Consider the following 246-nt stretch of genomic DNA (forward strand, 5'->3'; position numbering starts at 1 on the left):
TCAGCATGCCGCGGTGAATACGTTCCCGGGCCTTGTACACACCGCCCGTCACACCACGAGAGTTTGTAACACCCGAAGTCGGTGGGGTAACCTGGGACAAAACTTAACCTCTTATTGTAATTATAGGAAGTTAAGTTTTGTCCTAGGAGCCAGCCGCCTAAGGTGGGACAGATGATTGGGGTGAAGTCGTAACAAGGTAGCCGTATCGGAAGGTGCGGCTGGATCACCTCCTTTCTAAGGATAATG

At 51.2% G+C, this 246-nt stretch carries 1 rRNA gene; it reads left to right on the forward strand.

From position 1 onward, the window contains the following. Positions 1 to 234, forward strand: a 16S ribosomal RNA gene (locus tag M3189_RS26770); the annotation flags it as partial. Between the last annotated feature and the right edge of the window lie 12 nt (positions 235 to 246).

Origin of the sequence: Neobacillus niacini (genome assembly GCF_023715415.1) — a bacterium.
Lineage (GTDB): Bacteria > Bacillota > Bacilli > Bacillales > Cytobacillaceae > Neobacillus > Neobacillus niacini_C.